The organism is Cystobacter fuscus, from assembly GCF_002305875.1.
Taxonomy (GTDB): Bacteria; Myxococcota; Myxococcia; order Myxococcales; family Myxococcaceae; genus Cystobacter; species Cystobacter fuscus_A.
In genome coordinates, this window is the sequence record NZ_CP022098.1 from 342,114 (window position 1) to 364,782 (window position 22,669).

The 22,669-nt window shown below is 69.7% G+C and carries 17 protein-coding genes; 8 read left to right on the top strand and 9 right to left on the bottom strand.

Features of this window, described 5'->3' with window-relative positions:
* The first annotated feature begins 41 nt into the window (after positions 1–41).
* Positions 42–1,430, top strand: a complete 1,389-nt coding sequence (locus CYFUS_RS01470; protein ID WP_095983583.1) for an MFS transporter — start codon at positions 42–44, stop codon at positions 1,428–1,430.
* Between the two features lie 75 nt (positions 1,431–1,505).
* Complete coding sequence (locus CYFUS_RS01475; RefSeq protein ID WP_095983584.1) at positions 1,506–2,630, top strand: FAD-dependent oxidoreductase; 1,125 nt, start codon at positions 1,506–1,508, stop codon at positions 2,628–2,630.
* A 12-nt stretch (positions 2,631–2,642) separates the two neighbouring features.
* On the opposite strand, the gene CYFUS_RS01480 is transcribed toward CYFUS_RS01475, so the two are convergent.
* The 6 genes from CYFUS_RS01480 to CYFUS_RS01505 form a co-directional block, all read right to left on the bottom strand.
* Complete coding sequence (locus tag CYFUS_RS01480) at positions 2,643–3,542, bottom strand: Virginiamycin B lyase (RefSeq protein WP_095983585.1); 900 nt, start codon at positions 3,540–3,542, stop codon at positions 2,643–2,645.
* A 223-nt stretch (positions 3,543–3,765) separates the two neighbouring features.
* Positions 3,766–4,848 carry a hypothetical protein gene (locus tag CYFUS_RS53740; protein ID WP_095983586.1) on the bottom strand — a complete coding sequence of 361 codons (1,083 nt, stop codon included), beginning with the start codon at positions 4,846–4,848 and terminating at the stop codon, positions 3,766–3,768.
* Positions 4,849–4,860: 12 nt separating this feature from the next.
* Positions 4,861–6,246, bottom strand: a complete 1,386-nt coding sequence (locus tag CYFUS_RS01490; protein ID WP_095983587.1) for a vWA domain-containing protein — start codon at positions 6,244–6,246, stop codon at positions 4,861–4,863.
* Positions 6,247–6,352: 106 nt separating this feature from the next.
* Complete coding sequence (locus CYFUS_RS01495; protein ID WP_095983588.1) at positions 6,353–9,187, bottom strand: PAS domain S-box protein; 2,835 nt, start codon at positions 9,185–9,187, stop codon at positions 6,353–6,355.
* Positions 9,188–9,314: 127 nt separating this feature from the next.
* The gene (locus CYFUS_RS01500) at positions 9,315–11,855 is read right to left on the bottom strand and encodes a sensor histidine kinase (RefSeq protein WP_095983589.1); all 2,541 of its coding nucleotides are present in this window, start codon (positions 11,853–11,855) and stop codon (positions 9,315–9,317) included.
* Positions 11,856–11,985: 130 nt separating this feature from the next.
* Entirely contained in the window at positions 11,986–12,504 is a 519-nt protein-coding gene (locus CYFUS_RS01505) for a GreA/GreB family elongation factor (protein ID WP_095983590.1), read from the bottom strand.
* 64 nt (positions 12,505–12,568) lie between these two features.
* On the opposite strand from CYFUS_RS01505, the gene CYFUS_RS01510 reads away from it, so the two are divergent.
* Positions 12,569–12,850: a rhodanese-like domain-containing protein gene (locus CYFUS_RS01510; RefSeq protein WP_095983591.1), complete on the top strand. Its 282-nt coding sequence runs from the start codon at positions 12,569–12,571 to the stop codon at positions 12,848–12,850.
* Between the two features lie 43 nt (positions 12,851–12,893).
* Here CYFUS_RS01510 and CYFUS_RS01515 read toward each other — a convergent pair whose 3' ends face one another.
* Positions 12,894–13,712 (bottom strand): prolipoprotein diacylglyceryl transferase, encoded by an 819-nt coding sequence (locus CYFUS_RS01515; RefSeq protein ID WP_095991736.1) that lies wholly within the window; start codon positions 13,710–13,712, stop codon positions 12,894–12,896.
* A gap of 423 nt (positions 13,713–14,135) precedes the next feature.
* Between CYFUS_RS01515 and CYFUS_RS01520 the strand changes: the two genes are divergently transcribed.
* Positions 14,136–15,557: a S8 family peptidase gene (locus tag CYFUS_RS01520; RefSeq protein WP_095983592.1), complete on the top strand. Its 1,422-nt coding sequence runs from the start codon at positions 14,136–14,138 to the stop codon at positions 15,555–15,557.
* Positions 15,558–15,727: 170 nt separating this feature from the next.
* Entirely contained in the window at positions 15,728–16,018 is a 291-nt protein-coding gene (locus CYFUS_RS01525; protein ID WP_232537299.1) for a hypothetical protein, read from the top strand.
* A 461-nt stretch (positions 16,019–16,479) separates the two neighbouring features.
* On the opposite strand, the gene CYFUS_RS01530 is transcribed toward CYFUS_RS01525, so the two are convergent.
* On the bottom strand, positions 16,480–17,226 hold the full coding sequence (locus tag CYFUS_RS01530) for an SDR family oxidoreductase (RefSeq protein WP_095983594.1): 747 nt from the start codon (positions 17,224–17,226) through the stop codon (positions 16,480–16,482).
* Between the two features lie 114 nt (positions 17,227–17,340).
* Here CYFUS_RS01530 and CYFUS_RS01535 point away from each other — a divergent pair, with 114 nt between their 5' ends.
* From CYFUS_RS01535 to CYFUS_RS01545, 3 genes are read left to right on the top strand one after another with little or no spacing between them, the layout of a single operon-like run.
* Complete coding sequence (locus tag CYFUS_RS01535) at positions 17,341–18,024, top strand: TetR/AcrR family transcriptional regulator (protein ID WP_095983595.1); 684 nt, start codon at positions 17,341–17,343, stop codon at positions 18,022–18,024.
* On the top strand, positions 18,021–19,016 hold the full coding sequence (locus CYFUS_RS01540; RefSeq protein ID WP_095983596.1) for a 3-oxoacyl-ACP synthase III family protein: 996 nt from the start codon (positions 18,021–18,023) through the stop codon (positions 19,014–19,016). The genes CYFUS_RS01535 and CYFUS_RS01540 overlap by 4 nt, the downstream gene beginning before the upstream one ends.
* A 31-nt stretch (positions 19,017–19,047) precedes the next feature.
* Complete coding sequence (locus CYFUS_RS01545) at positions 19,048–20,595, top strand: class I adenylate-forming enzyme family protein (RefSeq protein WP_095983597.1); 1,548 nt, start codon at positions 19,048–19,050, stop codon at positions 20,593–20,595.
* Positions 20,596–20,676: 81 nt separating this feature from the next.
* On the opposite strand, the gene CYFUS_RS01550 is transcribed toward CYFUS_RS01545, so the two are convergent.
* On the bottom strand, positions 20,677–22,620 hold the full coding sequence (locus CYFUS_RS01550; protein ID WP_095983598.1) for an esterase/lipase family protein: 1,944 nt from the start codon (positions 22,618–22,620) through the stop codon (positions 20,677–20,679).
* Positions 22,621–22,669 lie beyond the last annotated feature (49 nt).

A 22,669-nucleotide genomic window follows, 5' to 3' on the forward strand; every position in this document is an offset into this window, starting at 1 on the left:
CCGGACCGGGATCGGCCCAGCCCCTCTGAACGGAGTCCTGTATGGGTGGCAGCGAGAAGACTGAATTGGAGGCCTCCGACGGTCTTCCCACACCGCGCCGGTATTGGGCGATCGCCGCCATCCTTCTCGCGATCACGATGGCCGTTCTGGATGGGGCGATCGCCAACGTGGCGCTGCCCGCCATCGCGCGGGACCTGAACGCCTCGCCCGCCGCGTCGATCTGGATCGTCAACGCGTACCAGCTCGCCATCGTCGTCTCGCTGCTCCCGTTCTCCTCGCTGGGAGACATCGTGGGCTACCGCCGGGTCTTCCAGGCCGGCCTCCTGGTATTCACGTTGGCCTCGCTGGCCTGTGCGCTGTCGGGCTCCCTCGTGGGCTTGACGCTCGCACGAGTCCTCCAGGGCTTCGGCGCGGCCGCGCTCATGAGTGTCAATGCCGCCCTCATCCGCTTCACCTACCCGAATCGGCTGCTGGGCCGGGCCATTGGCATCAACGCCCTGGTGGTCGCGGTCTCCTCCGCGATGGGACCGACGCTCGCCTCGGTCATCCTGTCGGTCTCGGGGTGGCCCTGGCTCTTCGCCATCAACCTGCCGACGGGTATCGTCGCGCTGCTCATCGCGTACCGGAGCCTGCCGCACACCCGTCGTTCGGGTCTCCCCTTCGATCTGACGAGCGCGCTGCTCAATGCCCTGACGTTCGGGCTGCTGCTCATTGGCTTCGAGACCCTGACGACCGGTGCGCTACCCGCCGCCCTCCTGCTCGCCGGAGGCCTCGCCGCGGGGAGCGTGATGGTGCGGCGGCAGCTCTCTCGGACCGCGCCACTCGTGCCGGTGGACCTGTTGCGCATCCCCGTCTTCGCCTTCTCGGTGGTGGCTTCCCTCTGCTCCTTCTCGGCGCAGATGCTCGCCTTCGTCTCCCTGCCCTTCTACTTCCAGAACGTCCTGGGACGCGGTCAGGTGGAGACCGGGCTGTTGATGACGCCCTGGCCGGTCGCGGTGGCCATCATGGCGCCCATCGCGGGGCGGTTGGCGGATCGCTTCTCGGCGGCCCTGCTGTGCGGCGTGGGGTCGGTCGTGATGGCGGCGGGATTGACGCTGCTCGCGCTCCTGCCCGCGCATGTGGCGAGCGGGGCCATCGTCTGCGGCATGGTCCTCTGTGGCGTGGGCTTCGGGTTCTTCCAGTCGCCGAACAACCGCGCGATGCTCTCCTCGGCTCCGAAGGCGCGCAGTGGCGGCGCGGGCGGCATGCAGGCGACGGCCCGTCTCCTGGGGCAGACGTGCGGAGCCACCCTGGTCGCCGTGTGCTTCAGGGCGTTCGAGAGCCGTGGGCCCACCATGGCCTTGGGGCTCGGTGCGTGTGTCGCGGCCGTGTCGGCCGTGGTCAGCACCTTCCGGCATCATCGGCAGGTCGACGTCCAGGTGGTACCGTAGCGCTCGTCGTCCAGACGCTTCGTGTTTCAGCACCCATGGGGGGGCGCACGCCCTGATATCCAGGAGACAGCCAAGATGGCTCGTGTGAACAAGGTGTTGATTGTCGGTGGTGGGATTGGTGGTTTGTCGTTGGCCTCGGGCCTGCGCAACCGTGGCATCGAGGTCGATCTCGTGGAGGTCAAGGACGAGTGGACCGTCTACGGCGTGGGCATCATCCAGCAATGCAACGTCATCCGGGCCATGGCCCGGCTGGGGCTGATGGACCGTGTCCTCGATGCGGGATTCGCCTACGAGAACATGGGCATCTACACGGCGGCGGGCGAGCTCGTGCAGATGCTGCCCGGGGCACGCTCGGCGGGGCCGGAGTACCCGGCCAACCTGGGCATCTCCCGGCTGGCGCTCCACAAAGTGCTCAGCTCCACGGCGGAGGAGAAGGGGACGCGCATCCGCCTGGGTCTCACCATCGAGCACCTCGCGCAGGACGCCAACGGCGTGGACGTCGTGTTCACCGACGGCTCGCGGGGCCGCTACGACCTGGTCGTGGGCGCCGACGGGCTCTACTCCAGGGTCCGGAGCATGATCTTCGGCAAGGAGCTGAAGCCGCGCTTCACGGGACAGTCGGTGTTCCGTCACAACTTCCCGCGCCCACCCGAGATCGATCACCTGGTGGTCTTCTACGGGAAGAATCACAACGCCGGGCTCTGCCCGCTCTCCAAGGACCTGATGTACATGTTCGTGACGTCCGAGGAGCCCGGTAACCCGAGAATGCCGGAGGACCAGCTCGCCGAGCTCATGAGGGATCGCCTGGCGGAGTTTGGCGGCATCCTCGGCCGGTTGCGCGAGCAGATCACCGACCCGAAGCAGGTGGTCTACAAGCCCATGGAGGTCATCTTCGTCCCCGATTCGTGGTACCGGGGGAGGGTGGTGCTGATGGGCGATGCGGCCCATGCGATGACGCCACACGTCTCGCAAGGGGCGGGCATGGCCGTGGAGGACGCGGTGGTGCTCTCGGAATTGCTCGCGGAGGATGCATCCGTGGAGGCGCTCCTGTCGCGCTTCATGCAGCGGCGCTACGAGCGCTGCAAGTTCATCGTGGAGAGTGCGATCCAGATTGGCGACTGGGAGATGCAGGGCGCGTCCCGAGCCGACCGGTCCGGGCTCGTGAAGAAGGTGATGGACGTCATCGCCCAACCCCTCTGAAGCGTGAACGACTCACCGCGGAGCGAGACGGCCGATTCTTCCCGCTTCCTCCGCGAACCACAGCGCGCCGTCCGGACCCGAGGTGATGCCGTGGGGTTCCGCCTGTGGAGTGGGGATGGCGTACTCGGTGACGTGTCCCTCCGTGGTCATCCGGCCGATGTGGTTGCTCCCCCACTGCGTGAACCACAGGGCGCTGTCGGCCCCGGTGACGATGGCGTGCGGCCGTGCGCCGGCTCTGGGGAGCGGGTACTCGGTGACGTGTCCCTGCGTGGTCATCCGGCCGATGCGGTCCACGAGGATCTCCACGAACCAGAGCGCGCCATCCGGCCCCACCGTGATGCCCACGGGTCCGGCGTTGGGGGTGGGCAGTGCGTACTCGGTGACATGTCCCTGCGTGGTCATCCGGCCGATGCGGTTGGCCTTGTTCTCGGTGAACCAGAGCGCGCCATCCGGTCCCGTGGTGAGGGTGGACGGGAACACGTCAGGGGAGGGGAGCGGGAACTCGGTGATTGTCCCGTCCGGGGTGATGCGGCCGAGCTGATTCGCCGTCGACTCGGTGAACCAGAGCGCGCCATCGGGTCCCACCGTGAGGCCGAAGGGTCCCGCGTTCGCGGCGGGCAGCACGTACTCGGTCACCGCGCCTTCCGTCGTGATCCGCCCGATGCGGTTGGCCTTGTACTCGGTGAACCAGAGCGCACCGTCGGGCCCGGCCACGATGAGGGACGGCCCCGCGTCGGGCGTCGGGAGCGGGAAGGAGGCCAGCTCGCCGTCGACGCGGAGGCGGCCAATCCGGCCCGAGTGGATCTCCGTGAACCAGAGCGCTCCGTCCGGGCCGCCCACGATGCCATACGGACCCGCGGACGGGTTGTTCAGGGGATGCTCCGTCATGGTGTTGCTCGAGACTTCCTGCATGTTTCTTCCGTCCTGAAACTGGCCTGTGCGAACAGCTCCCCTGTCGCGGAGAGTGCGATCCCTTCCAGGAATGCATCGAGGAGCGGCTGACCTACCGGTGTGTCGCCCGGGGCTCGGCGAACGGCGCCCTCATTGCCAATCCCACCTCCGAGCAGACGCCCGCCGCGCCCCAGCCATGAGCCGCTGACTCATCGCGTCGGCAGGTTGCGTGAGCAGACTTTATTCAGCTCACCACGCGGCTGGAGTCTGGTTGAGGCCTCGGCGTGCCCGCGTCTTCCTGGCCCAGCTCGGCCAGCCGCTGCGCGAGATGCGCCGCCTGAGCGCCCTTCGCGGCCGCGTCGCCTCCCCGCGCTCCGACGAGCGACACCCGCGCCCGCTCCACCAGCGCGACCTGCGCGTGCAACTGCGCGAGCAGCCGCTCGCGCTTGCGATCCAACACATCCAGGTGGTTCAACTCCTCGCCGAGTGACGAGGCGGCGAGCTCCAACTGCCGGCGCGCCACCGCGTCCGTCGCCGCGGCCGCCTTGGCCCGCAGCTCCTGGACCTGGGTGCTCACGTCCGCCGCCCGCGCCCCCTGCAGCCGCGCCAGCAGCTCCGCGTACTCCTCGGCGAGGGTGAAGACCCCGGTGGCCAGCTTGTCCAGCACCCCCGTGAGCTCCTTCCTGCCGGGCCCCGCCTCCATCCGTCCCACCTCCCGCCGGCACTCCTTGTGGAGCTTCACCGTGCGCATGACCAGGCCCTGCGCCTCGCCCGTCAACTGGCCCTCCAGGGCGGCGCCCCGGGCCTCGATCTTGTTGCCGTGCACCCGCACATAGGACGCCAGCCGGCCCACGCCCCAGAAGAGCGCCACCACCGTCAGGCCCACGAGTGCGCTCACCATCCCCGGGCGCGGGGAGAACAGTCGCGCGTCCAGTACCGCCTTCACGTACATCCCCAGGGGCACGAGCGCCCCGGCGCCCACCATCCCCGCGAGCACCCCGTAGGGGCGCCGCGCCACCCGCCAGAGGTCCACCGCGCCGGCCGCGAGCAGGCCCATGCAGAACTGCGTCAGGGCCGCTGGAGCGCGGACCTGCCAGATGACGGTCAGCCCCACCATCAGTCCCACCCCCATGGCCAGCCGGGTCTTCCAGCCTCCCCGGGTGCTGGCGATTCCCGCGCCCAGCAGCGCCAGCCAGGCCGTGTTCACGGGCAGGTACAGGTGGGTGGTCAACGCCAACACCGGGGAGAGGGCGGCCGCCCCCGCCAGGGCGAGCAGCGTGCGCTTCTCGAAGTCCTCGCGCTCCTGGAGTTGTACCAACAGAGGCATGGGCCGTCTTTCCTAGTAGGAGTTGTTCTGTCCGAAGGACTGGAGCGACTTGCGATGGAGCTTCAACGCCTCACGCCGCACGGAAGTTTCATCCTGGGCGTCGCGGTAGGCGGCCTCGGTCTGCTCCACCTCGTGCATCTCCCCGGAGAGCGCCGAGGACGAGGCGCCGAAGAGCCTGCGCACGTTGCCGAGCATGTCCAGCGCGCGCGTGCGGTCGCCCTGCTTCATCGCCTCGGCGGCCGCCTGCATCTGGCTCGCCCCGAGCGCCCGCGTCACGGCCACCCCGACGTCCGGGTCCATTCGTGCGCGCACGAGTTCCTCGTCCTCGGTCACTGCCGCCCCCAGCTCGAGTTCCATCCGCACCGGCTTGTCCGCCACCAGATCATTGTAGTCCAACCGCGCACTCACCAGGGTTCGCGCGGGGGAGGGGACCTCCATGGCCAGGTTCAGCTTCACCACCACGCGCACCTCCTGGCCTCCGGACAGGTCGTACAGGGGGATGAGCAGCGCGCTGTCCTCTTGCACCGCCGCCACGCCCAGGGCCTCCGCGGACGTCACGCCCTGGGGCAGCTCCAGCCGCAGCCGCACCCCGCGCGCGAGCGTCCCCGTGGCCTGCTTCAGCTCGCGCCCGAGGATCTCCGCCAGACGCTCCGAGTCCTGGAGGTAGCCGTAGAAGCCGCCACCCTGCTCGGCCAGGCCGCGCATCAGCCGCTCGTTGAACTGCTCGCCGACGCCCAGCCCGCTCACCGCGATGCCCTCGTGTTGGTAGTCGGCCGCCAGGCGTCCGAGGCGGGCCTCGTCCACGATGCCCTCGGTGGGCTCGCCATCGCTCAGCAGGATGATGCGGCTCACGCGGTAGTCCTTCACGTGGGGCCGCAGCGCCTCGGCGCCCGCCTCCAGGCCGCCGCTGAGGTTGGTGCCGCCCTCGTCGTCGATGGAATTCACGAAGGAGATCATCCGGTCGCGAGACGCGGGCGTTATCTCCTCGCTGGGCTGCACGTGCACGTCCGAGCCGTAGTGCACGAGCGCCAGCCGGTCTCCGGTCTCCAGCCGCCCCACGAGCATGCGCGCCGCGCGCCGCGCGTCCGCGAGCTTCTGGCCCCGCATGGAGCCCGAGCGATCGATGACGAGCGCCAGGTTCACGGGCATGCGCCGCTGTGTGGGGAGCGAGTTGGCGCGCACCGTGAACAGGGCATGGGCCTCGCTCGGTCCGGTGCGCACGTAGGCGCCGGACAGCTTGCCCTCCAGGGTGAGTACGCCCTCGTGGGCCGTGACGGGCGGGCGCACCGTGCCGGAAGGTGTCTTCGCCGCGGGGGGCTGGAGAGACGGCAGCCCGATGACGAGGGCGCCGAGGGCGAGCAGCGTGGTGAGGGCCAGCAGCAGGTGGGTGCGGTTCATGCGGGGAGACCTCGTGGCGGTGGGCAACGGGTGCGCACAGCCTGACCGAGGTGTCCCGGGCGCCGCATCGGTCACCCGGAGGAGGTCCGTCAAACGGCGGATGCCGTCAGCGGCTCGAGGGCATGGCCTTGAGCACCAGCTCGCGCACCACGCGCTTGACGGCGGATTCGTCGAAGGGCTTTTCCAGGGTGGGGTTGGACACCCGCGACAGGAAGTCGCGCGCCCCGGGGGTGAAGGCGCCGCCGGAGACGAAGACGAACCGTTGCTCGACTCCCGCGCCCGCGTGCTGCATGGCCTCGTAGAGATCCTTGCCCCCGAGGTCCGGCATCATCACGTCGCACAGGATGACGTGGAAGCTCGAGTCCCGCTGGAGCAGGTCCAGCGCCTGGCGTCCGCTGGTGGCCAGCTCCACGTCATGATCGCGCAGGATGCGCTTGAGGGCGCGGCCCACCGCGGGCTCGTCGTCCACGATGAGCACCCGGCCGCGTTGGGTCACGGGGGCCACGGGCGGCGCCGTCGGCTGGGTCTGCTGGGGCGTGCCTTCCGCGGCCGCGGGCAACACCACGCGCATGGTGGTGCCACGTCCGGGCTCGCTCTCCACGAGGATGTCGCCGCCCAGGCCCGTGATGATGCCATGGCAGATGGACAGCCCCAGCCCGGTGCCCACGCCCACGGGCTTCGTGGTGAAGAAGGGATCGAAGATGCGCCCCAGCACCTCGCGGGGGATGCCGCCGCCGGTGTCCCGCACCTCGACGAGCACCCGGCCATCCGAGTCCGGGCACGTGTGCAGGACGATCTCGTTCTTGTCCACCGCGCCCTCGGCGATGGCCTGCGCCGCGTTCACCACCAGGTTGAGGAACACCTGGCACAGGCGGCCCTCGTTGCCCATGACACGGGGGATGGTCCCGTACTCGCGCCGGAGCCGCGCGCGGTGCTTGATTTCGTTGGCCGCCAGCATCACCGCCGAGTCCAGCACGGCGTGCAGATCCACCGCCTCCACCCGCTCCTCGTCCGGCCGGGAGAAGGACTTGAGCTGGCGGACGATCTGCCGCACGCGCTCGGCGCCCTCGCGCGCCTCGCTCAGCACGCCTCGCCACTCGCTCACCTCGGGGCGCGACGCCACGCCCCCGGGCACGAAGGAGGGCATGCGGCGCAGCTCGTCCGACAGGAAGCCCAGGTTGGAGATGACGAAGGCGAGCGGGTTGTTGATTTCGTGGGCGATTCCCGCGGCCAGCGTGCCCATGGAGGCCATGCGGTCGGCGAGGTTGAGGCGCGACTGCAACTGGCGCTGCTCGGTGACGTCCCTCGCGATGGACACCACGGCTGGCTTGCCGTCGAAGAGCAGCGGCAGCGAGGCGAACTCCGCCACGCGCACCTGGCCGTCACGCCGCAGCAGCCGCCGCTCCCCGGTGACCAGCGTGTCCGGGGCCGAGGGGGGATCGTCCTTGATGAACTCGCGCAGACATCGACCGAGCACCTCCTCGGGGCGCTCGAAGCCCAGCGAGGTGACGAGCGCCATGTTGGCGAAGATGATGTGCCCGTCGCGCTGGATGGCGGCCGGCTCCGGCACGCCCTCCAGGAGGATGCGGAAGCTCGCCTCGGAGTGCTTGAGGGCCTCCTCGAAGTGGCGGTGCTGGGTGACGTCGCGCGCGATGCCCTCCACCGCCACGCACATGCCCGCGCCGTCCAGTACGGGCGTCACCGCGTGCTGCAGCCACACCGTGCTGCCATCCGGCTTGAGGAAGCGCACCACCACGGGGGCGTCCGCCATGCGCCGGGGCTCGGACAGCAGTTGCTCGAGCAGCTCCACGTCGTCGGGGTGCGCGCGGCGGTGCCACAGCAGGCTGTCGCGGTAGTGCTCCTCGGGGGTGAAGCCCAGGTTGCGCGTCACCACGCCGCTCACGAAGGCGAAGCTGCGCGTGCCGGCGAGCTGGTAGCGGTAGAGCACGTCCGAGGAGTTCTCCGCCATGGCGCGGAAGCGCTGCTCACGCTCGCGCAGGGCGCGCTCGGCGTGGCGGTGCTCCAGGGCGAGCGAGATGGCACCGGTGGCCGCCATCAGCAGGTCCACTTCCAGCCGGTCCCACTCGCGCTCCTCCACGCAGTTGTCGAAGCCGATGAAGCCCGCGAGCGTGCCGTGCACCCACAAGGGCAGCGCCAGGAGCGAGCGGATGCCCTGGGGATCGAGCAGCGCCTGCTCCTCGGTGGGGAAGTCCTTCACCAGTCCGCTGATGGCCTGGCCGCGAGACATCAGCTCGTACCAGCGGGGGATGGCCTTCTCGAAGGGCACGTTCTGCAGGGTCGGGTTGTCGATCTCCTTCTTCACGCTGGGCTCACACCACTCGGCGCGCTGGCTGATGAGCAGCTCACCGTCGGGGCTGCGGTGCGTCTCGAAGGTGTAGACGCGGCTGGCGCCCGAGGCCTCGCCCAAGGGGGCCATCAGCCGGGTGAAGAGATCTTCCGAGGCGGACGTGCCCAGCAGCCGCTGTTGGATTTCCACGAGCGCGCTGAGGTAGCGCTCGCGCCGCGTCAGTGCCTCCTGGGCCCGGCGCCGCTCGGTGATGTCGTGGAGCGTGCCGCTCAGGCCCACCACGCTGCCGTCTTCGAGCACTGGCCGTACGAGCACCTCGCCCCAGCGGAAGCCGCCCTCGCGGGTGAGGTAGCGCAGCTCGCGCTTGCGCACCTCGTGCACCTCGCCCAACCGCGGACAGCCCTGCTCGTCGTAGAGCGAGCGATCGGCCGGGTGCACGTACTGTCGGCTGGGCTGCCCGAGGCACTCCTCCAGCGGGAAGCCCGTGAGCTCGGTCCACACCGGAGTGAGGTGCGTGAGCCGCCCCTGGGTGTCGAGCTGGAACACCACTTCTCCCGGCCGTTCGAGCGTCAGCCGGGGGCGCGCCGCGAGGGGCGCGGAGAGGGAAAGGGTCGGCTGGGGCTTCAAGGACATGGGAAAGAGGCGCCGTATCCACGGACAGGATCAGCCGTGAACCGCTTCGCTAAAGAATTACGATAGCCTGCCCACCAGACTTGTACATCCCACTCACACTAAACGGGTTTTTCCCGTGTGCCACTTCCTAGCTGGCGGCGGCGGAGGGAATGGGGGCGGCGGCGGGAACCTGGCGGGGGAGGCGCACGTGGAAGCAGCTTCCCTGCTGGGCGCCGGGGCTCTCGGCCCAGATGGTGCCACCGTGACGTTGGACGATTTCACGGCAGATGAAGAGGCCGAGTCCGAGGCCGCCGTAGTGGCGCGCGGTGGCGTTGGAGGCGCGGGCGAAGGGCTGGAAGAGTTGGGCGAGGCTCTCGGGGGGGATGCCGATGCCCTCGTCGCGCACGCGCAGCTCCACCCACTCGGGGGTGAAGTGGAAGCTGGCGCGCACGGTGCCGCCGTGGGGGGAGTAGCGCACGGCGTTGGACAGCAGGTTGGTCACCACCTGCTCCAGGCGTGGGCCATCCCATACGCCTTCCACGGGCTCTTCGGGTGAGTCGAAGAAGAAGCGCAGGCCCTCGGTGCCGCGCAGCTCGAAGCGCTCGATGACCTCGCGCACCAGCGGCACCAGGTCCACCGGGGCGCACTCCAGCTCGAAGCGGCCCGCCTGGATGCGCGAGGTGTCGAGCAGATCATCCACCAGGCGGGTGAGCCGGTCGGTCTGCCGGGCCATGGAGCGCAGGGCCTTGAGGGTGCGCTCGCGCTCGGGGAAGTCGCCGCCCTTCTCCACGCGGTTGAGCGTGAGGGCGGCGAAGCCCTTGAGGGGGGTGAGCGGGGTGCGCAGCTCGTGGCTGGCCACGGAGAGGAACTCCTCGCGCAGACGCACCGCCTCGCGCAGCTCGCCCTGGGCGAGCTCGGTGCGCAGCGCCATCTCGTTGAAGCCCCGGCACAGCTCGCCCAGCTCGTCGTCCTCGCCCATGGGCACGCGCTGGCTGAGCTCGCCGCGGGCGATGGCGGCGGTGGCCGCGTGCAGGGTGTCCAGGCGGCGGATGATGTCGCGCGCGACGAACTGGGACAGGCCGAGCATGAGCAGCACGCCGAGCGCGAGCATGAGGATGAAGGCCACGCTCGTGCGGGTGATGGCGCGGTAGGCGACGCCCATGTCCTGGGCCACCACGACGCTCCACTCGGTGCCGGGCACGGGGGCGTCGGCGGCCAGGAGGATGCGCTGGTTGTCCTGGCCGAACGTCTCCACCACGCCCTCGTCGCTGTTGGACAGGTGCAGGCGCAGGGCCTCGGGCAGCTGCGCCACGCTGAGCAGGGGTGCCCCCGGCTGGGTGTCGCGCAGGAGCAGGAAGCCTCTGCGGTCGAGCACCTGCACGCGGAAGCGCTGGGCGGCGGGGGTGACCGCGGCGCTCAGGCGCTCCAGGGAGAGCAGGCCCACGAGCAGACCCTCCACCTTGCCGTCCTGCTTGAAGGGCAGCGCCACGGCGACGTGGGGCAGGCCGAGCTGGCTGATGTAGGGGCGCGACACGTAGGGGGCGTTGGTGCTGAGCACCCCGGCGTGGAAGTCGCGGTGGGCGAAGGTGCCCAGGTCCTCCTTGCGGTAGGAGGCGGCCATGCCCAGGCCGTCCTTGTCCACGGCGATGGCGGCGTCGAAGGCGCGCGCCTGGGCGGGGAGGTTGCGCAGGTACAGCTCGAGCAGCTGCCGGTCGCGCGCGGCGAAGGCGGAGCGGAAGCCGGGCGCCTCGAGCATGAGCTGGAGCGACTCGCGCGAGTCGTCGAGGTAGCGCACGAGGAAGTCCGCCTCGCCCGCGGCGGCGCGCAGGGTGTCGTCGCGCACCTGGCGCTCGATGGCGTTCTGGGCGAGCCAGGCCGCGAAGCCGCCCAGGGCGAGCAGGGGCACGAGGCCGGCGAAGGCCAGGCCGCGCAGGAGCTTGAAGCCCACGGTGCGGGGCGCGCGGGGACGGAAGCCGGTGGAGGCGGCGATGCAGGCCAGGGTGAGGATGACGTAGATGCTGGCGGCGGGCCCCGAGCCGATGCGGCCGAAGCCCCAGGCGAGCAGGCAGAAGTCCACCGCGAGCAGGGCGAAGAGCAGCCGGGGCAGGCGGGGGTAGCGCCGGGTGATGGGGGGCGCGAGCAGGCCCACGCCACACGCCAGGAAGACGAGCCCCATGGGCACGAGCAGGGGCGCGAGCGCGGCGTAGAAGACGGAGGGGAAGCGCTGGTGGGCCACCAGCATGATGAGGCCGAAGGCGAGCGCGATGAGGGCGACGATGCTGCGCAGCACCTCGCGCTTGCGCCAGCGGGGGCTCGCCTCCAGGGCCACGCCGGTGAGCAGCAGCGGGTAGAGCACGGCGCCGGTGAGCCCGCCGGTGCGCACGTTGAGCACCCACCAGTAGAGCGTGGTGACGGCGCCGAAGCCCACGCGCCCGAGCACGTCCAGCCAGCGCGGCGCGAGCGGGTAGAGCATGGTGGCCATCAGCACGATGCTGCTGATGAGGTAGGCCATGCCCAGGGGGCGTACGTAGGGGTAGAGCGGGCGGAACGAGGTCGCGTGGAACTCGTAGGGCGCGTACGTCATCGCCACGCCGAACATGAGCCCGAAGAGGGCGGCGGGCCAGGTGATGGGCAGGGAGGGCGTGCGCGCGGGCTCGGTCGCCAGGCCCGGCTCGGTGGACGAGCTCATGATGACCCTTCCAAATCAGCTTGCCGCGATCAAATCCACCGCCCCGGGGAGGACCGTCCATCGTTGGACACGTGCGACGGCCCTCCTCCCAGCGTGGGAGCAGCCGAGGGGTGGGTGCAAGCGGGCGCGTTCAGGCGATCTCGAGGACCGTCCACTCACGGACCTCTCCGGCGAGGGTGACCTCGATGGTGTCTCCTGGCCGACGTCCCAGCAGGGCGCGGCCCACGGGGGAGGAGGGGGTGATGACGGAGAGGAAGCCATCGCCATCGGGCCCCGTCAGCTCGGTGCCGGCGCCCACGGGCAGCAGGAAGAAGGTGCGCTCGGCGAAGCCCTCTTCGTCCTCGGTGGACATGTCGACGATGGCGCCCAGGGCGACGGGGCCCTTGGGCGGCTGGCGCGGCAGTCCCGTCTTCTGCAGATCGGCGAGCGCCTGGAGCTCCTCGTGGACGCGGCGGGCGCGTTGGGCCTGGCCGGTGGCGAGGCTGCCGTATTCGATGGCGGCGCGGCCGTCTTCCTTCTTCTCGGACTCGGTGGCGAGCGAGCGGGCGGCCTCGCGCGCGTCGGCCTCTGCGCGGTGGGCGAGCCGGTCGCTCTGGTGGAGCCGGTCGACGAGTTGGGCGAGCAGGGCGTTCTTGTCCAGCAATGGCATGCGAGTGACAGGACTGTAGCGCCGCGCCGCGCGGGCTCCAGTTTCCGGCTACAGTCCGGGGCCCATGACGCCGAAAGAGCTGTCCGAGAAGGCCCGGGAGCTGGTGGGCCAGGGGTGGGTGTTGTTGGACGTGCGCACGCCGGAGGAGTACCGCCAGGGGCACCCGGAACCCGCGCGCAACATTCCGGTGCAGGAGCTGCCGCAGCGCCTCGCCGAGGTGGGGCCGCCGGGCACGCGGGTGGTGGTGTACTGCCAGGCGGGAGGCCGCAGCGCGCGCGCGGTGGAGATCCTGCGCGCGGCGGGCTACCCGGATCTGTTCGACCTGCGCTCGGTGAGCAACTGGTAGGGGGCCCTCACGGCAGCAGGCGCCGCTGCTGGCGGGCCTGCTCCTAGCGGGTCTGGGGCTGGACGTTGCCGGGCGGTCCGGACGCGGCCCGGGGCCCGGGGGCGGAGGACTTCCACGTGGCCAGGCCCCACAGGCCGAAGAGGACGAGCGCGAAGCAGCCGTACTGGGCCGGGGTGAGGCCGAAGTAGCGCGCGTCCACATAGGACAGGTCGGTGGCGCGCAGGCTGTCGAAGAAGAAGCGGCCGAAGGCGTAGAGCAGGGAGAGCAGGGGCAGCAGCTTGCCCTTCATGGCGGGGGTGTTGCGCAGGGCCCACAAGAGCGCGGTGAGGGCGAAGAGGTAGGCGGCGTCGTAGAGGCCGAGGTCATGGCGGGGGCCGCCGTAGAAGCGCTCGGGGAAGTTCACCGCGAGGAAGAAGTCGGTGCGCGCGCCGGGGTGATCATGCACGGCGAAGCAGCCGAGCCGAGCCACGGCCCAGCCGGGCGCCACGGCCAGGGCGAAGGCGTCCGCGTAGTCGCGGAAGCGCAGCTTGCGCACCCGGAAGAAGACGACGGCGGCGAGGATGCCGCCGATGAGCCCTCCGAAGGAGGACAGGCCGTCCCACACCTTGAAGATTTGAAAGGGGCTCTTGGAGAGCTCCTCGGGGTGGTAGGCGAAGAGGTGGAGCAGGTGGCCGGTGACGATGCCCACCCCCACCCCCCAGGGCGCGTAGTCGAGCAGCGGGGTGGGGTCGCGCCCTTCCCGCTCGGCCTGACTGGCCAGCAAGCGGGCGGCGAGGAAGATGCCCATCGCCACGAAGATGCCGAAGGGCTCGATGGTGAGGGGACCGAGCTTGAGGGGGGGAACGTACAGGTAGGGAATCACGAATCTCTCCGGCGGGCGGATGGCACGCCAGCCATAGTCCGCCTTGGCCACGAGGTGGCGAACAATGATGGCCCCCCGGGCTTTCCCGAGGGTTTTCCGATTCGGGCCCTGGCGAGGGGGGGAGCTACCGCCGGACCGTTGTTTTCCGTGCTCTCCGGGTTCGTATTACACTCGCGGAAGAGAATGTTTTCCGGTTTCGAACGTTGAGAGCGTCATTCCGGGGAACGACGAGCGTATCCCCCGGCGTCCAGAGCATGGACGGCAGGGGGGATGTCAGGGGGAGGCGGTCTAGTCACACTATGGGGTCCGGGTGTGGGGACGACGTTGTCCCACTCTGGCTCCCACCGGGCGCGGCTGGCGCCCACCCGTGGTCTGGCGTGCCCAGCCGGTGCAGTCGGTATTCAGTCAAGGAGCAGACCCACCATGAAGTCCTATCTGCTGGTGCCGAAGGAGTCGATTGAAACCCACGCCAAGCCCGGCGTGCGGGGCACGGAGCAGGGAGAGCGCGTGTTGCAGCGCACCACCGCCCTTCAGTTCATGATGAGCGGGCGGGCGCCGGACATGCTGCGGGACCTCGGCCTGCACTCCGCCACGCTGCCCGGACGCCTGCCCCAGGTGAGCGTGCCCGTTGTCGCGAAGAAGAAGAAGACGGCGGCGGGCAGGCGGGGCCGCAAGTCCAACGAGGTGAGCGTCGCGGCCAGTGATGGTCCGGTGATGGAGCTGGCGTCCGCCTCGGAGGTGGGCACCTACCGCCACATGCCGCTCATCGGTGCCACCATGGCCCACTTCGTCTCGGAGAAGGCCGAGCGCATCGCGCGCGAGGAACTCGGGGGCGACTTCGAGTTCATCCCCGACACCGTGCACCTGACCTTCCCGGGGCCGGTGGCCGCGGGCCAGATTGGTCCGCGCAACCGGGGCCTGTCCTCGCTCGTCAACCGCGAGTGGCCCGAGGAGAGCGGCATCGCCGCCGCCCATGCCCAGGGCATCAAGGGCGCGGGCGTGATGCTCGGCATCCTCGACACCGGCGTGGACGCGGACCATCCCGAGCACCAGGACCGCCTCATCCAGTTCCGCTACGTCTCGCTCTTTCCCAACTCGCCGCAGAACCCCGCGCGCGACGTGCGCGGCTTCGATCCGGACGGCCACGGCACCCACGTGGCCGGCATCGCCGCGGGCTCCTTCCATGGCGTCGCCCCGGAGGTGGACCTCTACGTCGCCTCGGTCATCGAATCGGAAACCATCCGCACGAGCCTCGGGCGGGTGGCCGCCGGCATGGAGTGGCTGCTGCACCAGTTCTCCCGTCCGGAGAACGCCATGCGCCCCGCCGTGGTGAACATGTCCCTGGGCTTCCCGGTGCAGCCGCCGCCGGGCGTCAGCGACATGGAGTACCGCTTGAACATCCGCGCCCTGCAGACCCTGGTGCGCCGCCTGGTGGACTCCAACGTCCTGCCCGTGGTGGCCGCCGGCAATGGTGGCGCCGGCACGGCTGGCTACCCAGCGGCCTTCCCAGAGGCCCTGGCCGTGGGGGCAGTGGACTTCGCACGCCGCGTGGCCAGTTTCTCCGCCAGTGGTGTGGTGAATCAGCGCTCCATTCCGGACGTGATGGGCTATGGGGTGAATGTCTACTCGAGCACAGAACGAAGGTGTAACAACCAGGCGTTCTATGAACGAATGAGCGGAACCAGCATGGCAGCCCCTTACGTCGCGGGTCTGGCGGCGCTATATCGCTGCCGGTCCCCCGACTTGACGGCGCTCGAGGTCAGGGATTTGATTCTCGCCAATGTGCTGAAACTGCCCAAGACCGCTGAAGGACGTGCGGGTAGGGGTCTGGCGGTTTACAAGTAGGGATGGCGGCTACCAGGGTCGGCGCCGTGCGAGCGCCGGGCCTGGGAGGAGGAAGTCGGATGAGCAGGAAGATAGCGACATCGCCGCGCCCGGCCTCCGGCCGATTTCCGAAGATCCATTCGGTCACTCCCTTGCCGGGCTCTCGCAACGAGGGCTCAGAGGGCGGGTGGATGGAAGTATTGGTCATGGCCCGCGAGGAGATGGAGGCTGCCTGGCAGCCCTCCATTCAGCGGGACCGGTCCGTCGTGCATCGCACGGCCTGCGAGCAGGGCAAGCAGTTCCGGGATTCGGTCTTGAGTTTCCTCCAGGCCAACCAGTTGTTGGGTGGCGTGCGATGGATGAGCGATCCGGGCTCCACGCCCATGGTGACGCTCTTGTGTACGCAGCGTGTGCTGGAGCAGCTCCAGGGCTCGTCCCTGTTCGAAGCTGGTCGCACCGCGAGCTGCGAGATGTATACCTGAGCTGAGCGCTTCTTCTTATTTGGACATCCGAGCGGGAATCTGGGTTCCCTCGTTCCCCGGTCTGTCCTGTCCTCCGGCCCCCCCGCCGGTGTGCTGCGTACCGCGAAACGGGTGTGCGGCGTGAATCCCCGTTTCTCCTACCAGACCCGAACTTCCGAGCCTCCCATCTATTCTCGACTGGAAATGATTTACTCACTTGACGGCCATGCGGCAACCCCCTGAACGCCCGTTCAGCTTGCGATTGTGCGCGGACGTCCCAACTTGGACCCCTTTTGTCCGCACTCTCGCGCCGTGGAACAACCGCCTGCTCCCTCTCCCTGGGGAGAGGCGAGCCGGGGCTCTCCCGCTCGCTCGCTGAGGGGCCCCTCGAGGCCCCGGGCCCCGAGGGCCCACTGCTCTCTTCAACGAACGAGTGGGCCAGAAGGGTCTGACAGTCCGGAAAGTCGGACCGGGGGGCGAGCCTACATGTTCAGGCCGCCATCCACGTCGATGGTGCGGCCGTTGAAGTAGTCGCACTCGAGGACGAACTTCACCGCGAGCCAGATGTCCTCGGGCTCGCCGATGCGGCCCACGGGGATGTGGGCCACCAGCGCGTCACGGGCCTTCTGGTTCATGCCCTGGGTCATCGGCGTTTCGATCATCCCCGGGGCCACGGCGCCCACGCGGATGCCGAAGGGGGCGAACTCGCGCGACCAGGTGACGGTGTTGGCCGCGAGCGCCGCCTTGGCGGACACGTAGTTGGTCTGCCCGCGATTGCCGTGCCGGGCGATGGAGCTCATGTTGACGATGACGCCGGGGCGCTGGTCCGTGCGCGCCATGTGGGCCACCACCTCGCGCACCATGAGGGTGGCGCCCGTGAGGTTCACGCCGACGACGGCGTTCCAGTCCGCGGTGGACAGCGTCTTCACCTCGCCGGTGGCGCGGTCCTTCTTCACCAGCAGGCCATCGCGCAGGATGCCGGCGTTGTTGATGAGGCCATTGAGGCCGCCCATGCGCTCGTGGGCCCACTTCACGAAGGAGGCGCAGTCCTCCTCGTTGGCCACGTCCAGGCGGCGGCGGTGGATGGCGGAGGGCAGCGCGGCGAGCTTCTCCTCGTTCACGTCACCCACCGCCACCTGCGCGCCCGCCTCGAGCAGCCGTGCGGCGAAGTGAGCGCCCATCCCCTGGGCTCCTCCGGTGACGATGACCTTCAAGTCCTTGAGTTGCATGTGTCTGGCGCTCCAGGCCGGCGCCTCGTGTTCGCTTCCGCCGGGCGCCAGCGCATGAGTGTGGATTGGGGGTTTTTGACAATATCGTGAGGGGGATGTTACGCAAGGTGAAGGATGAATCGGTCTTCAACTCCGGCCCTTCCCCGCGTCGTGCCCCTGACCCCTCGTGGGCAGCGTACCCGAGAGAAGCTGCTGCGGGCGGCGGAGACACTGTTCGGCGACAAGGGCTACGAGCACGCCTCCATCGCGGACATCACCCGCGAGGCGCAGGTGGCGCTGGGGACGTTCTACGTCTACTTCCCCGACAAGCAGTCCATCTTCGTGGAGGTGGTGGACGAGCTGGGCGCGCGACTGCGCCGGCTGCTCGCCGAGTCGGTGGCGCGCTGCGAGGATCGGCTCGCGGTGGAGCGCGAGGGTCTGCGCGCGTTCTTCCAGTTCGCCAGCCGCGAGCGCCACCTGTACCGCATCGTGCGCCAGGCGGAGTTCGTGGATGAGGCGTGCTACCGGCGCTACTACGAGCGCTTCGCCCGCGGCTACGTGTCCGGGCTCAAGCGCGCCATGGACGCGGGCGAGGTGCGGCGGATGGATCCGGAGGTGCTCGCCTACTGCCTCATGGGCATGGGGGACTTCCTGGGCATGCGCTGGGTGCTCTGGGAAGGGGACGCGGGCCTGGAGCACGTGTTGGATACCGCGATGGCGCTGCTGCGCCACGGCCTGGACGCGCGCGCGGCCGGGGTGCCCGCTCCCGAGAAGAAGCGGGCGCGCAAGCCCCGTGCCTCCCGGAGCAAGACGTCATGAGATACGCCCACATCCTCTCCACGGGCCGTTACGTGCCCGAGCGGGTGCTCACCAACGCCGACGTGGAGCGCGTGCTCGGTGAGCCCGTGGACGAGTGGCTGCGGCAGAACGTGGGCATCGAGCAGCGCCATGTGATGGCGGACCACGAGGTGACGTCCGACCTGTGCGTGCATGCGGCCGAGCAGGCGATGCGGCGCGCGGGCGTGACGCCGGAGCAGGTGGATCTCCTCGTCATCGCCACCGACACGCCGGACTACCTCAGCCCGGCCACGGCCTCGGTGGTGCAGGCGAAGCTGGGCGCGCGCAACGCGGGCACCTACGATCTCAACAGCGCGTGCGCGGGCTGGGTGACGGCGCTCGACGTGGCGAGCAAGACGATCGCCGCGGACGACAGCTACCAGCGCGTGCTCGTGGTGGGCGCGTACGGGATGAGCCGGTTCGTCAACTGGAAGGACAAGCGGACCTGCACGCTCTTCGCGGACGGCGCGGGCGCGGTGGTGCTCGGCGCGGGCGACACGCCGGGCTTCCTCGGTGCCAGGCTGCTCGCGGCGGGCGAGTACCATGACGCCCTGGGCATCTACACCGGCGGCACGTACCGGCCCGCCACCTCGGAGACGCTGGCGCTCACCCAGGGCCGGCCCGCGGTGCAGTTCCTGCGCAAGTTCCCCGCCACCTTCAACACCGAGCGCTGGCCCGTCCTCCTCCAGCAACTGCTCGGGCGTGCCCGGCTGACGCTCGACGACGTGGATGTGTTCGTCTTCACCCAGCTCAACCTGCGCGCCATCGAGGCCACCATGCAGGTGCTCGGGCAGCCCATGTCCAAGACGCACTGGACGATGGACAAGTGGGGCTACACCGGCTCGGCCTGCATCCCGATGACGCTGGATGACGCGGTGGAGCAGGGCAAGGTGAAGAAGGGCGACCTCGTGGCCCTGTGCGCCAGTGGGGGCGGTCTCGCCATGGCCTCGGCGCTCTACCGCTGGACGGCCTGAGCCCCCTCGCTCCTGGAGGAACGCGCGCGCCATGTTCATCGGTGACTGGATGGGCCGGGGGGCCATGTACTGGCCCGAGCACACGGCGGTGGTGGACGTGGCCCGGGGAGACGCCGGCCGCTTCACCTATCGGGAGATGAACGCGCGCGCCGAGGCGCTCGCGGGCTGGCTGCGCGACGTGGCCGGCGTGTCCCGAGGGGACCGAGTGGGGGTGGTGGCCCTCAATGGCGTGGAGTTCCTCGATGCCTTCTTCGCCTGCGGCAAGCTGGGCGCCATCTTCGTGCCCTTCAACTGGCGCCTGCACACCCAGGAGCTGGCGGAGCTGGTGCGCGACACCGGGCCGCGCGTGCTCTTCTTCAGCGGCGAGTTCGCTCCGACCCTCGTGGAGGTGAGGCGGCGGGTCGGTGGCTCCCTGACGCTCGTCCATCTGGATGGGCCGGGCGTGGAAGACAGCCACGCGTATGCCGGGGCGCTCGCGCATGTCCCGGCCACGAAGGTGACGAACGAGGCGGTGAGCGAGGAGGACATCCTCTGTCTGCTCTTCACCGGGGGCACCACGGGTCGCTCCAAGGGCGCGCGCATCAGCCACCGCATGGTGGCGTGGAATACGCTCAACACGCTCCTCCACGAGCTGCGCCCCGGCGACATCACCGTGACGCACACGCCCATGTTCCACACGGGCGGCCTGCTCGTGTACACGCTGCCCCTGCTCACCTGTGGTGGCACCGTGGTGCTCCTGCGCCGCTGGGACGCGGACGAGATGCTGCGGCTGGTGGAGCAGGAGAAGGTGACCTTCTTCTTCGCCGTGCCCACGCAATACCAGCAGATGCACGACGCGCCGCGCTTCCGCTCGGCGGACCTGTCCCACGTGCGCTTCATGACGAGCGGCGGCGCGCCCCTGCCGGTGCCGCTGCTCCAGGCGTGGCAGGACGTGCACCGGGTGCCCTTCAAACAGGGCTTCGGAATGACGGAGTTCGGCCCCGGCATCTTCAGCATGGGCCCCGAGTTCGCCGTGTCCAAGGCGGGCTCCATCGGCCGGCCCAACTACTTCGTCGACGCGCGGCTGGTGGACGACGCGGGCCGGGACGTGCCCGAGGGCGCCACGGGCGAGCTGCTCCTCAAGTCGCCCGCCATGTGCTCGGGCTACTTCGAGGACGCACGCGCCACGGCCGAGGCGATCGACGCGGACGGCTGGTTCCACACGGGGGACCTCGCGCGCCGCGACGCGGACGGCTTCTACTTCATCGCCGGACGCAAGAAGGACATGTTCATCTCCGGCGGGGAGAACGTGTACCCGCTCGAGCTGGAGACGGTGCTCCACGAGCACCCCGCGGTGCGATCGTGCGCGGTGGTCGGCCTGCCCGACGAGAGATGGGGCGAGGTGGGGTGGGCCTTCGTGGTGCTCGAGCCGGGCGCGCACGCCACTGCCGAGGAGCTGCTGGAATACCTGCGCGGACGGGTGGCCCGCTACAAGGTGCCCAAGCAGGTGGAGTGCGTGGCGTCCCTGCCCATGTCGGCGGCGGGGAAGATCCTCAAGCGCGAGCTGCGCGAGCGGGCCCTCGCGGCACGGGACCGCTGAGCACCGTCGGCGAGGCCCCATGAAAAAGCCCCGGTCACCCGAGAGGGCAACCGGGGCCGTCGCGCTTGCCCGTGCTCCGCGTCAGTCGAGCGAGCCGAAGTGCGCGGACATCTTGTTCCACACCGCCGGGGTCACGCCCATCTCCAGGTGGCCGTAGGCCATGCCCTCCTGCTTCGCCGAGGCGCTCTTCTTGGTCGTGGTCCAGCCCTGGGTGAGCTGATCCACCGCGGCGATGCTCGCCTCGAACAGCACGCCATCACCCCGCACCGAGCAGGTGGTGCACGTCATGCCATCCGTCTCGTAGCGCGCGTCGGTGCTCGCCCCGTACGAGTTGCCATACAGCACGTAGAGCGAGGGCAGACGCGAGTCCAGGCCGCGCTCGGACAGCCGGGTGATGAACTTGCCTCCCATCTCCTTGGCCGCCGCCATGCCCAGGCCGTTGATGATGCGGTACTTGCCGTAGTTCAGCGAGTCGTACCCCTCGCGGTTCTGGTTCGTGTTGTACGCGTGGTACGCGAAGCAGGGGCTGCCTGCCGGGTCATACGCCGTCGTCTTGCACTGGGGATGGGTGCTGTCCAGGTAGCCCGCCGCGACGTAGATGTTGTACGGGTTGTAGACGAGCTTCTGGGAGACCCACGAGAAGTAGCGCGACTCGTCCGGGTCCACGCTCGACCACGTGGAGGAGGAGCGGTCCGGGATCGGGTAGGTGCCGCGCAGGTCATCCGCCGTCTGCAGCTGGCCCACGTAGGCGCTCACGTACTTGCCGCTGTCGTTCACGCTGCCGAACAGGCTCAGGTTGTACTCGTCGAAGCTGAACGCGCTCGAGGACAGGCCCTGGTTCACGTTCAGCGCCTGGAGCGTGCTGCTCGACACGGGCTTGCCCGTGGAGTCCAGGCCCGTGAGGTTGGACACGTAGATGCGGCGGAAGTAATCCAGCCAGGTGCCGCCCGCGCCCTCGCACACGCTCTCCGCGTAGGGGTTGTTGTACCAGGGCACGTCCGTGCCCCAGGTGACGCACTGGAAGGCGGAGAAGTACGTCCACGGCATGGGGCCGCGGCCCACCGGCGCGTTGTACGAGGTGCTCGCGATGGTGAGCGTGTGGATGGGGTGGCGGAAGTTCAGGTCGATGCCCTTGTGCGGCCCCGACAGCGCCACGTAGCTGCGCACCGAATCGTCATACGCCGGCACCGCCTTGGCCTGCTCCGCCGCGAGCCGCTCGAAGAAGCGCGTGGTGCTGAAGCCCGTCCACGTGGGCGCGTTGGTCAGCCACGCGTCCACCGACAGCACGCCCTTGCTCCACGCCACCACGTCCACCCGCGCCACCCCCGCGTGCAGCGCCTTGATGCGCTTGACGGCGTTGGACACGTGGATGGCCTGGTTGAAGTTGTCTCCGTGGAAGTTGCCGAAGGTGAGCGCGTACACGCAGCGGTTCTTGGCCTCCAGGTCCTGCACGAAGCCCGTCACCTGCGCCGCGCCCCCATAGGCGCTCCCCGTCCCATCGTTGCCGTTGGGGAAGAGCCACACGTTGGCGTCCTGGATGGCGCCGTGCACCAGCAGCGTGGGCGTCAGGTTCACGTTGCACGTGCGCGCCGCCGTCTTGCGGCCCTTGTGCAACAGCGCGAAGCGCGCCTCGGGCCGCGTGGGCCCCGGCACCGGGCAGGTGCTCCCCGCCGCCGTGGCACAGCTGTTCTGGTAGTACAGGTTGAAGGCGTCCACGAGCTGCTGGTTGAGCGAGCCGTAGTACGTGCGCAGCGGATAGTCGGACGACTGGAAGGTGTCCTGCGAGCGCAGCTTCTCCGTCCGGCGGTTGTAGTACTCCCCGCGGAAGAGCTGCTGGCCCTCGAGCAGCTCGATCTGCCCCCAGGACCAGCTCGGCGGCGTGAGCGTGCCCACCACCCGGTAGGTGTTGGCCGGGGCCGCGTTGGTGTCGAAGTAGGGGGCCAGGTCCGCGGGCGGCGCGGCGGTGGCCAGGGGGGCGTACAGCAACGCCAGGGTCGGGAGCGACAGCTTCCACGTCGGGGTCATCCAACACTCCTTGGGGTTACGGCTGGGGGGCAAGGACCGGGGTAGGGGG

Bases quoted from the DNA above. Each gene is read 5' to 3' on its own strand.
- CYFUS_RS01470 (WP_095983583.1), top strand. From the start codon at position 42: ATGGGTGGCAGCGAGAAGACTGAATTGGAGGCCTCCGACGGTCTTCCC.
- CYFUS_RS01475 (WP_095983584.1), top strand. From the start codon at position 1,506: ATGGCTCGTGTGAACAAGGTGTTGATTGTCGGTGGTGGGATTGGTGGT.
- CYFUS_RS01480 (WP_095983585.1), bottom strand. From the start codon at position 3,542: ATGCAGGAAGTCTCGAGCAACACCATGACGGAGCATCCCCTGAACAAC.
- CYFUS_RS53740 (WP_095983586.1), bottom strand. From the start codon at position 4,848: ATGCCTCTGTTGGTACAACTCCAGGAGCGCGAGGACTTCGAGAAGCGC.
- CYFUS_RS01490 (WP_095983587.1), bottom strand. From the start codon at position 6,246: ATGAACCGCACCCACCTGCTGCTGGCCCTCACCACGCTGCTCGCCCTC.
- CYFUS_RS01495 (WP_095983588.1), bottom strand. From the start codon at position 9,187: ATGTCCTTGAAGCCCCAGCCGACCCTTTCCCTCTCCGCGCCCCTCGCG.
- CYFUS_RS01500 (WP_095983589.1), bottom strand. From the start codon at position 11,855: ATGAGCTCGTCCACCGAGCCGGGCCTGGCGACCGAGCCCGCGCGCACG.
- CYFUS_RS01505 (WP_095983590.1), bottom strand. From the start codon at position 12,504: ATGCCATTGCTGGACAAGAACGCCCTGCTCGCCCAACTCGTCGACCGG.
- CYFUS_RS01510 (WP_095983591.1), top strand. From the start codon at position 12,569: ATGACGCCGAAAGAGCTGTCCGAGAAGGCCCGGGAGCTGGTGGGCCAG.
- CYFUS_RS01520 (WP_095983592.1), top strand. From the start codon at position 14,136: ATGAAGTCCTATCTGCTGGTGCCGAAGGAGTCGATTGAAACCCACGCC.
- CYFUS_RS01525 (WP_232537299.1), top strand. From the start codon at position 15,728: ATGGAAGTATTGGTCATGGCCCGCGAGGAGATGGAGGCTGCCTGGCAG.
- CYFUS_RS01530 (WP_095983594.1), bottom strand. From the start codon at position 17,226: ATGCAACTCAAGGACTTGAAGGTCATCGTCACCGGAGGAGCCCAGGGG.
- CYFUS_RS01535 (WP_095983595.1), top strand. From the start codon at position 17,341: ATGAATCGGTCTTCAACTCCGGCCCTTCCCCGCGTCGTGCCCCTGACC.
- CYFUS_RS01540 (WP_095983596.1), top strand. From the start codon at position 18,021: ATGAGATACGCCCACATCCTCTCCACGGGCCGTTACGTGCCCGAGCGG.
- CYFUS_RS01545 (WP_095983597.1), top strand. From the start codon at position 19,048: ATGTTCATCGGTGACTGGATGGGCCGGGGGGCCATGTACTGGCCCGAG.
- CYFUS_RS01550 (WP_095983598.1), bottom strand. From the start codon at position 22,620: ATGACCCCGACGTGGAAGCTGTCGCTCCCGACCCTGGCGTTGCTGTAC.